Origin of the sequence: Streptomyces millisiae (assembly GCF_031845425.1) — a bacterium.
Lineage (GTDB): Bacteria > Actinomycetota > Actinomycetes > Streptomycetales > Streptomycetaceae > Streptomyces > Streptomyces millisiae.
In genome coordinates, this window is record NZ_JAVREM010000129.1 from 1 (window position 1) to 7,349 (window position 7,349).

Below are 7,349 nucleotides of genomic sequence, written 5' to 3' on the forward strand. Positions count from 1 at the left end.
CGGCACGGCCGCAGGCCGGCACGGCCGCAGGCCGGCACGGCCGCAGGCCGGCACGGCCGCAGGCCGGCACGGCCGCAGGCCGGCACGGCCGCAGGCCGGCACGGCCGCAGGCCGGCACGGCCGCAGGCCGGCACGGCCGCAGGGCCCGGCTCGGCGGCTTCGCCGCCACGAGCCGGGCCCTGCGGGCCAGCGGCCAACGCCAAGCGCAGCGACCCCGCCGGCGGCCAAGGCCACGCGCCCAGCGAAACCGTCGGTCGTTACTCCGAGGCCGCCGCCTCGCGCCGCTCGCGTTCCTCCCATTCGGCGATCACGTCGATCGGCGCCGGCGCCTTCACCAGGATGATCCAGGTGAAGTAGACGGCGACGAGGAACGGCGGGATGCCGAGTGCCACCCGCAGCCAGCCGAGCTGCGTCGCGTCGCCCCAGAAGTAGATGGGGAAGGTGATCGCCGACTTGGCGAGCAGGATGCCGCCCCAGACGTAACTGGCCCGCACATAGGCCCGCTTGCGGCCCGGGTTGCGGGTGCGCCAGGACAGGTTCTCGCGGAAGACCGGGCCCAGGATGAGGCCGAGGAGCGGCACGCCGGCCAGCGCCGTGGCCACGTAGGCGACGCCGAGGCCCAGCGTGTAGAGCATGCCCGGCAGGTAGAAGTTCTTCGCGTCGCCGGAGATCATCGCGAAGACCGCGCCGAAGGCGACGCCGAAGACGCCGCTCAGCGCGTGCTTGAGGGTGTCCCGCTGGATCAGCCGGGAGACGGCGAGGATCGCGGAGACGCTGAGCGCCGCGATCGCCGAGATGTTGATGGAGCGGTTGATGGTGTAGCTGAGGACGAAGACCAGGCCGGGCACCGTCGTCTCGACCATGCCCCGCACCCCGCCGAACGCCTCGAAGAACGCGGCGCGGGTCGCCGCCTCGTCCGGCGTCTGGTCGGCGATCCGGGGGGCGGCGGCCTCGGCGGGGCCGGTCTGGCCGGTGTCGTTGTCGGTGTCGGCGCGACTCTCTGGTCGGGTCACTCGGCTACTCCTGTCCACGCGGTTGCAGCTGGTATCGGGGGTTGAACAGCACCTGCCTGCCGTGCGTCCTGACGATCCGCCCGGAGGCGACGACCGCACGGCCGGGCTCGATGCCGGCTATCGCGCGCCTGCCGAGCCACACCACGTCCAGGGAGGCCGAGCCGTCGTCCAGCTCGGCCTGCAGGGCCGGCATACCGGCCACCGTGCGTTGCGTGACCGCACGCAGGGTGCCGGTGACCCGCACCACCTCGCGGCCCTCCGGGCCCTCCGCGCAGTCGCGGATCCTGGTGCAGCCCGCGTCCGCCGGCTGCTCGTCGCCGACGAGGTCGGCGCGGTCCGCGCCCTTCGCCCCCGGCCACGGGAACAGCTTCCACCGCCTCCGAGGGGGGCGGCCTTCCGCACTCATGCTCTCAGCGTAACGTGATCGGCCCACGGCTCAGCGCTCGAAGCGGTAACCCATACCCGGTTCGGTGATCAGGTGGCGCGGCGCGGACGGGTCGGCCTCCAGCTTGCGGCGCAGCTGCGCCATGTAGACCCGCAGGTAGTTGGTCTCCGTGCCGTACGAAGGGCCCCACACCTCCTGGAGCAGCTGCTTCTGGCTGACCAGCCGGCCGGTGTTGCGGATCAGCACCTCGAGCAGGTGCCACTCGGTGGGGGTGAGCCGGACGTCCTTGCCCTGCCGGTGCACCTTCTTGGCGGCCAGGTCGACGGTGAAGTCCACGGTCTCGACCGTCGGCTCGTCCTCGGCGGCGCCGCTCGGCTCGGCGCGCCGCACGGCGGCCCGCAGCCGCGCCAGCAGCTCGTCCATGCCGAAGGGCTTGGTGACGTAGTCGTCGGCCCCGGCGTCCAGCGCCTCGACCTTCTCGTCCGAGGTGTGCCGCGCCGAGAGGACGATGATCGGCACCCGGGTCCAGCCCCGGATGCCACTGATCACGTCGACCCCGTCCATGTCGGGGAGACCGAGGTCGAGGATGATCACGTCCGGGTGCCGGTCGGCGGCCAGCCGCAGGGCCTCGGCGCCGTCCTCCGCGGTGTCCACCTCGTACTTGCGGGCCTTGAGGTTGATGACGAGCGCGCGCAGGATCTGGGGTTCGTCATCGACTACGAGCACCCGATGCATGGGGGGCCCTTTCTGCTGTTGTCTCTTCTGTCGTCTCTTCCGGGGCAGCCGGGCTCGGGGTGCGGGCGGCTGGCAGGGTGATGACCATGGTCAGCCCGCCACCCGGGGTGTCCTCGGCGTCGAGCGTGCCGCCCATGGCCTCCGCGAAGCCGCGCGCGACCGCGAGGCCGAGGCCGACCCCGTTGCCCCGCGGGGTGTCGCCGTACCGCTGGAACGGCTCGAAGATCCGTGCCTTCTCGATGTCGGGCACGCCGGGGCCGCGGTCCACGACGCGCAGCTCGACGCGGTTGCCGAGGCTGCTGGCCCGCACCAGCACCTGCCGGTCCGCCGGGCTGTACTTGACGGCGTTCTCGACGACGTTGGCGACGACGCGTTCGAGGAGCCCGGGGTCGGCGGCGACCAGCGGCAGCGTCTCGGGGATGTCCAGGTCGACGGAGCCCTCGGGGACGCCGCCGAGCGACGTGGGAACCACCTCGTCCAGGTACATCTCGCGGATCAGCGGCTCGACGGTGCCGGTCTGCAGCCGGGACATGTCGAGCAGGTTGCCCACCAGCTGGTCCAGGCGGTCGGCGCCCTGCTCGATGCTCTCCAGCAGGTCGGCCTCGTCCTCCTCCGACCAGGCCACGTCGTCCGAGCGGAGGCTGGAGACGCTGGCCTTGATGGCGGCCAGCGGGGTGCGCAGGTCGTGCGAGACGGCGGCCAGCAGGGCGGTGCGGATGCGGTTGCCCTCGGCGAGCTTGTGCGCGCGGTGGGCCTCGGACTTCAGCCGTTGACGGTCGAGGACGGCGGCCGCGTGCAGGGCGAAGGCGGTGAGCACCCGACGGTCCTCGGCCGGCAGCTTGCGGCCGGAGAGGGCCAGCATGGCGTGCTCGCCGACCGGCACGTCGACGTCCGCGTCCTCCGGGGTCAGCAGGGGGCGGGCCGGGGCCTGGTCGGGCACCGAGACGCTGCCGACGCAGGTCCAGTGCCGCCGGTCGGGGTCGGTCTCCAGCAGCGCGGCCGACTCCATGCCGAAGGTCTCCCTGGCCCGCTCCAGCAGCGCGCCCAGGGTGTCCTCGCCGCGCAGCACGCTGCCGGCGAGCAGCGTCAGCGTCTCGGACTCGGCGCGCAGCCTGGCCGCCTGCTGGGTGCGGCGCGCGGAGCGGTCGACGACGGTGGCCACGGCGACCGCGATGGCGAAGAACACGACGATGGCCACGATGTTGTGGCCCTCCGCGATGGACCACTGGTGGATGGGCCGGGCGAAGTAGAAGTTGAGCAGCAGCGAGCCGAAGGCCGCCGAGAACAGGCCGGGGAGCAGTCCGCCGACCAGGGCGGCGAGCACGGTGACGGAGAGGAAGAGCAGCACGTCACTGGCGAACTCGGCGCCGGGCTCCGGCTGGGCCAGCCCCAGGGTCAGCAGGACGGGTCCCAGCACGCCGATCAGCCAGCCGGCGACGATGCGCGAGCGGCCGAGCCGGGCGCCGCGGGCGGCCGGCAGGCCCCGGCCCTTGGCGACCTCGTCGTGGGTGACGATGTGCACGTCGATGTCGGGGCCCGAGTCGCGGGCGACGGTGGCGCCGACGCCGGGCCCGAAGATGTACTGCCAGGACTTGCGGCGGCTGGAGCCGAGGACTATCTGGTTGGCGTTGACGCCGCGCGCGAAGTCGAGCAGGGCGGCCGGGACCTCGTCGCCTATGACGTGGTGGAAGGTGCCGCCGAGCTGTTCGACGAGGGTGCGCTGGGCGGCGAGCTCGCGTGGCGAGGCCGAGGTGAGGCCGTCGGCGCGCGAGATGTAGACGGCCATGATCTCGCTGCCCGAGCTCTTGGCGGCCATCCGGGCGGCGCGGCGGATCAGGGTGGAGCCCTCGGGGCCGCCGGTGAGGCCGACCACCAGGCGCTCGCGGGCGTGCCAGGTGGACCGTATGCCGTGCTCGTCGCGGTAGCGGCGCAGGTAGGCGTCGACCCGGTCGGCCGTCCACAGCAGGGCGAGCTCGCGCAGCGCGGTCAGGTTGCCGGGGCGGAAGTAGTGGGAGAGCGCCGCGTCCACCTTGTCGGGGGCGTAGATGTTGCCGTGGGCCATCCGCCGGCGCAGCGCCTCGGGGGCCATGTCGACCAGCTCGATCTGGTCGGCGCGGCGCACGACGGCGTCCGGCACGGTCTCCTTCTGGCGGACGCCGGTGATCGACTCGACGACGTCGCCGAGGGACTCCAGGTGCTGGATGTTGACGGTGGAGACCACGTCGATGCCGGCGTCGAGCAGTTCCTCGATGTCCTGCCAGCGCTTCTCGTTGCGACCGCCCGGCACGTTGGTGTGGGCCAGCTCGTCCACCAGCGCGACCCGCGGGCGGCGGCGGAGCACGGCGTCGGTGTCCATCTCGCCGAAGACGCCGTCGCGGTAGCGGATCTCCTGCCGCGGCACCTGTTCGAGACCGTGCAGCAGCACCTGGGTGCGGGGCCGGTCGTGGTGTTCGACGAGCGCCACGACCACGTCGGTGCCACGCTCGACGCGGCGGTGGGCCTCGGACAGCATGGCGTAGGTCTTGCCGACTCCGGGGGCCGCGCCGAGATAGATGCGTAGTTTGCCGCGGCGTGCCATGACCCCATTGTCGTACCTCGCCGGCGAAGCACCAGGTGATCGCCGTGGGCACGGGCGTCAGGGTCCCGTATGAAATCAACCCCCGGGGTGAGGGGGGCATAGTTTCCCCATTCTTTCTCCGTTTCGGCCCCGGCCGGACGAGCGGGCCGATACGGTGACCGTCCGACTCCATAGCGTCGCATCACGGTCATGAGGTGAGTTCGATCAGCACGTCGTCGCCCAGCGCCTCCCCCGGCTTCCCGCTCAGCGCCTGGCTCGGCGGGCTGCCGGCGGGGCAACTACGCGCCCTGCTCGCGGCCCGGCCCGACACGCTCCAGCCGTACGCCCCGAACGACCTCGGCGAGCTGGCCACCCGCCTGCTGGACAAGGCGTCGGTCGCCCGCGCCATGTCCCGGGTGCCGCTGCGCTGCCTCCAGGTGGCGGAGGCGCTCGCCGCGTCGGGGGCCATAGGCGCGGGGGTGGCACGGGGGCGGCTCGCCGGCCTGCTGCGCGAGGGGGACGGCGAGGGGGCCCGCGGCCTCGATCTCGCGCTGACGGAGCTGTCCGGCTACGCGCTCGCCTGGCAGGACGAGCGGGGCCTCTGGTACCTGGCCGAGCAGGTGGCGAAGACCTGGCCGACGCCCCTCGGCCTCGGGACCGGGCTCGCCGAGCTGCTCGACGAGAAGACCACCGACGAGCTGCGGGGGATGGTCGAGGCCCTGGGCATCACGCCGCCCGATACCAGGCAGCGCCGGCTGGACACGCTGATGGCGCACCACACGGACCCGGCACTGGTGCGCGATCTGGTGGCCTCGGCGCCGCCGGCCTCGCGCGAGCTGCTGCTCGACCACAGCCGGGCGGTGCGGACCGAGCCGGTGCCGAGTTCGCTGCCCGGGCTGCGGTGGGCGCTCGACCGCGGGCTGCTGCTGCGGGCGCGCTACGGGCAGGTGCCGGCCCAGATGCCGGCCGAGGTGGCCCTGATCCTGCGCGGCCCCGACTGGCGGGCGCCGTTCGCCGCCGGGCCGCCGGCCCCGCCGCTGGTGTCCGCCCCGGCCGAGGCGGTGGCCAAGGAGGCGGCGGCCTCGGCGTTCGCGTTCCTCGACCGGGCGGCCGCGGTGCTCGCCGAGTGCGCGGCGCGCCCGCCCGAGCGGCGCAAGACCGGCGGCGTCGGCCCGCGCGAGCTGCTGCGCCTCGGCAGGGCGGCCGGCTGCGAGGAGACCGACGTCCGGCTCGCCCTCGAACTCGGCCGGGCCGCGGGACTGCTCTGCCGGGACGAGGACCGCTTCCCGGCCACCGCCGACTACGACGCGTGGCTGGCCGGCGACCCGGGCCACCGCGCGGCCACGCTGCTGCGCGCCTGGCGCTCGGTGCCGGCCACCCCGACCAGGACCAGGGACCGGGAGGGCAGGACGCTGCCGGCGCTGCTCGAACTCCCGCCGCGCAGGGACGTCACGATCGCCCGCCGCACCCTGCTCAACGCCGCCTCCCGGCTGCCGGCCGGCAGGGGCGCCGGCGAACCGGCCGCGCTCGGCGCGGTGGTCGCCTGGCACCGGCCGCTGGCCGCCAGGCTCGACGAGGACACCCCGCCGTTCACCACCCTGCTCGCCGAGGCGAGCCGGCTTGGCGTGCTGGCCCACGGCACGCTCTCGCCGCTCGGCGCCGCGCTGCTCGCCGACGACGAGACGGCGCTGGTCGAGGCCGCGCGCCGCCTGCTGCCGGCCGCGAGCGAGCGGGCCAGGATCGGCGGCGACCTGACGGCGGTGGTGGCCGGCGCGCCCTCCGCCCGGCTGGAACGCACCCTGGACGCGGTCGCCGACCGCGAGTCCCGCGGCGCCGCCTCGGTCTGGCGCTTCACGCCCGCCAGCATCCGCCGGGGCCTGGACGCGGGCGGCAGCGCCACCTCCATCGAGTCCGAGCTGACCGGGCTCAACGGCGGCCCGCTCCCCCAACCCCTGCGCTACCTGATCGCCGACACCGCCAGGCGCCACGGCCAGCTGCGGGTGGTCTCCGCCGGCTGCGTCATCCACGCGCCTGAGCCGGCGCTGCTCACCGAGATCATCTACCACCGCAAGCTTGCCCCGCTCGGCCTGCGCCAGCTGGCCCCCACGGTCCTGGTCAGCCGCACCCCCGCGCCCGAGACGCTGGCCGCCCTGCGGACCGCCGGCTACGCGCCGGTCACCGAGGCGGTGGACGGCACCGTCCAGGTCGAACGCACCGAACGCCCCAAGCCGGCGCCACAACCGGAACGCCGCGCCCCCCTGCCGGGCCAGCGCGGCTACGCGGCCTCCGTCGGCCGCCCCGAGCCGGAACGCCTGGAGCGGGTCGTCGCCCAGCTGCTGGTGGCCGCCAAACGCTCCGCCGAGTTCCTCCGCCAGGCCGCGCCCCAGCTCTCCCCCGACGCGGTCCGCGACCTGGCCCGCGGCATCGACACCGGCTCCCGGGTCCTGCTAGAACACCCCGACGAACACGGCCGACCGCGCCGCTGTGCGATGGACGAGCTGACGCTCGACCCACCGGGGGCGATGTACGGCTGGTGCCACGACCATCGACGCGACCACGACTTCACGCTCTCCCGCGTGACGAACGCGACGACCGCGCCATGACACACCCCCACGCGGGGGCGCTCCACGCCGGGGTTTCCCCACCCACCCGCCCTACG

Annotated in this window: 5 protein-coding genes; 1 reads left to right on the forward strand and 4 read right to left on the reverse strand. The window is 74.4% G+C overall.

From position 1 onward, the window contains the following. Window positions 1-257: 257 nt before the first annotated feature. From RNC47_RS35410 to RNC47_RS35425, 4 genes are read right to left on the reverse strand one after another with little or no spacing between them, the layout of a single operon-like run. Window positions 258-1,013 carry a DUF3159 domain-containing protein gene (locus RNC47_RS35410; protein WP_394814951.1) on the reverse strand — a complete coding sequence of 252 codons (756 nt, stop codon included), beginning with the start codon at window positions 1,011-1,013 and terminating at the stop codon, window positions 258-260. A gap of 4 nt (window positions 1,014-1,017) precedes the next feature. Then, complete coding sequence (locus RNC47_RS35415; RefSeq protein ID WP_311604919.1) at window positions 1,018-1,419, reverse strand: OB-fold nucleic acid binding domain-containing protein; 402 nt, start codon at window positions 1,417-1,419, stop codon at window positions 1,018-1,020. Between the two features lie 30 nt (window positions 1,420-1,449). Next, window positions 1,450-2,133 carry a response regulator gene (locus RNC47_RS35420; protein ID WP_311604920.1) on the reverse strand — a complete coding sequence of 228 codons (684 nt, stop codon included), beginning with the start codon at window positions 2,131-2,133 and terminating at the stop codon, window positions 1,450-1,452. Continuing rightward, on the reverse strand, window positions 2,108-4,711 hold the full coding sequence (locus tag RNC47_RS35425; RefSeq protein ID WP_311604921.1) for a sensor histidine kinase KdpD: 2,604 nt from the start codon (window positions 4,709-4,711) through the stop codon (window positions 2,108-2,110). Before RNC47_RS35425 ends, RNC47_RS35420 begins: the two co-directional genes overlap by 26 nt. Before the next feature lie 194 nt (window positions 4,712-4,905). Here RNC47_RS35425 and RNC47_RS35430 point away from each other — a divergent pair, with 194 nt between their 5' ends. Beyond that, entirely contained in the window at window positions 4,906-7,293 is a 2,388-nt protein-coding gene (locus RNC47_RS35430; RefSeq protein ID WP_311604923.1) for a helicase-associated domain-containing protein, read from the forward strand. The last annotated feature ends 56 nt before the right edge of the window (window positions 7,294-7,349 follow it).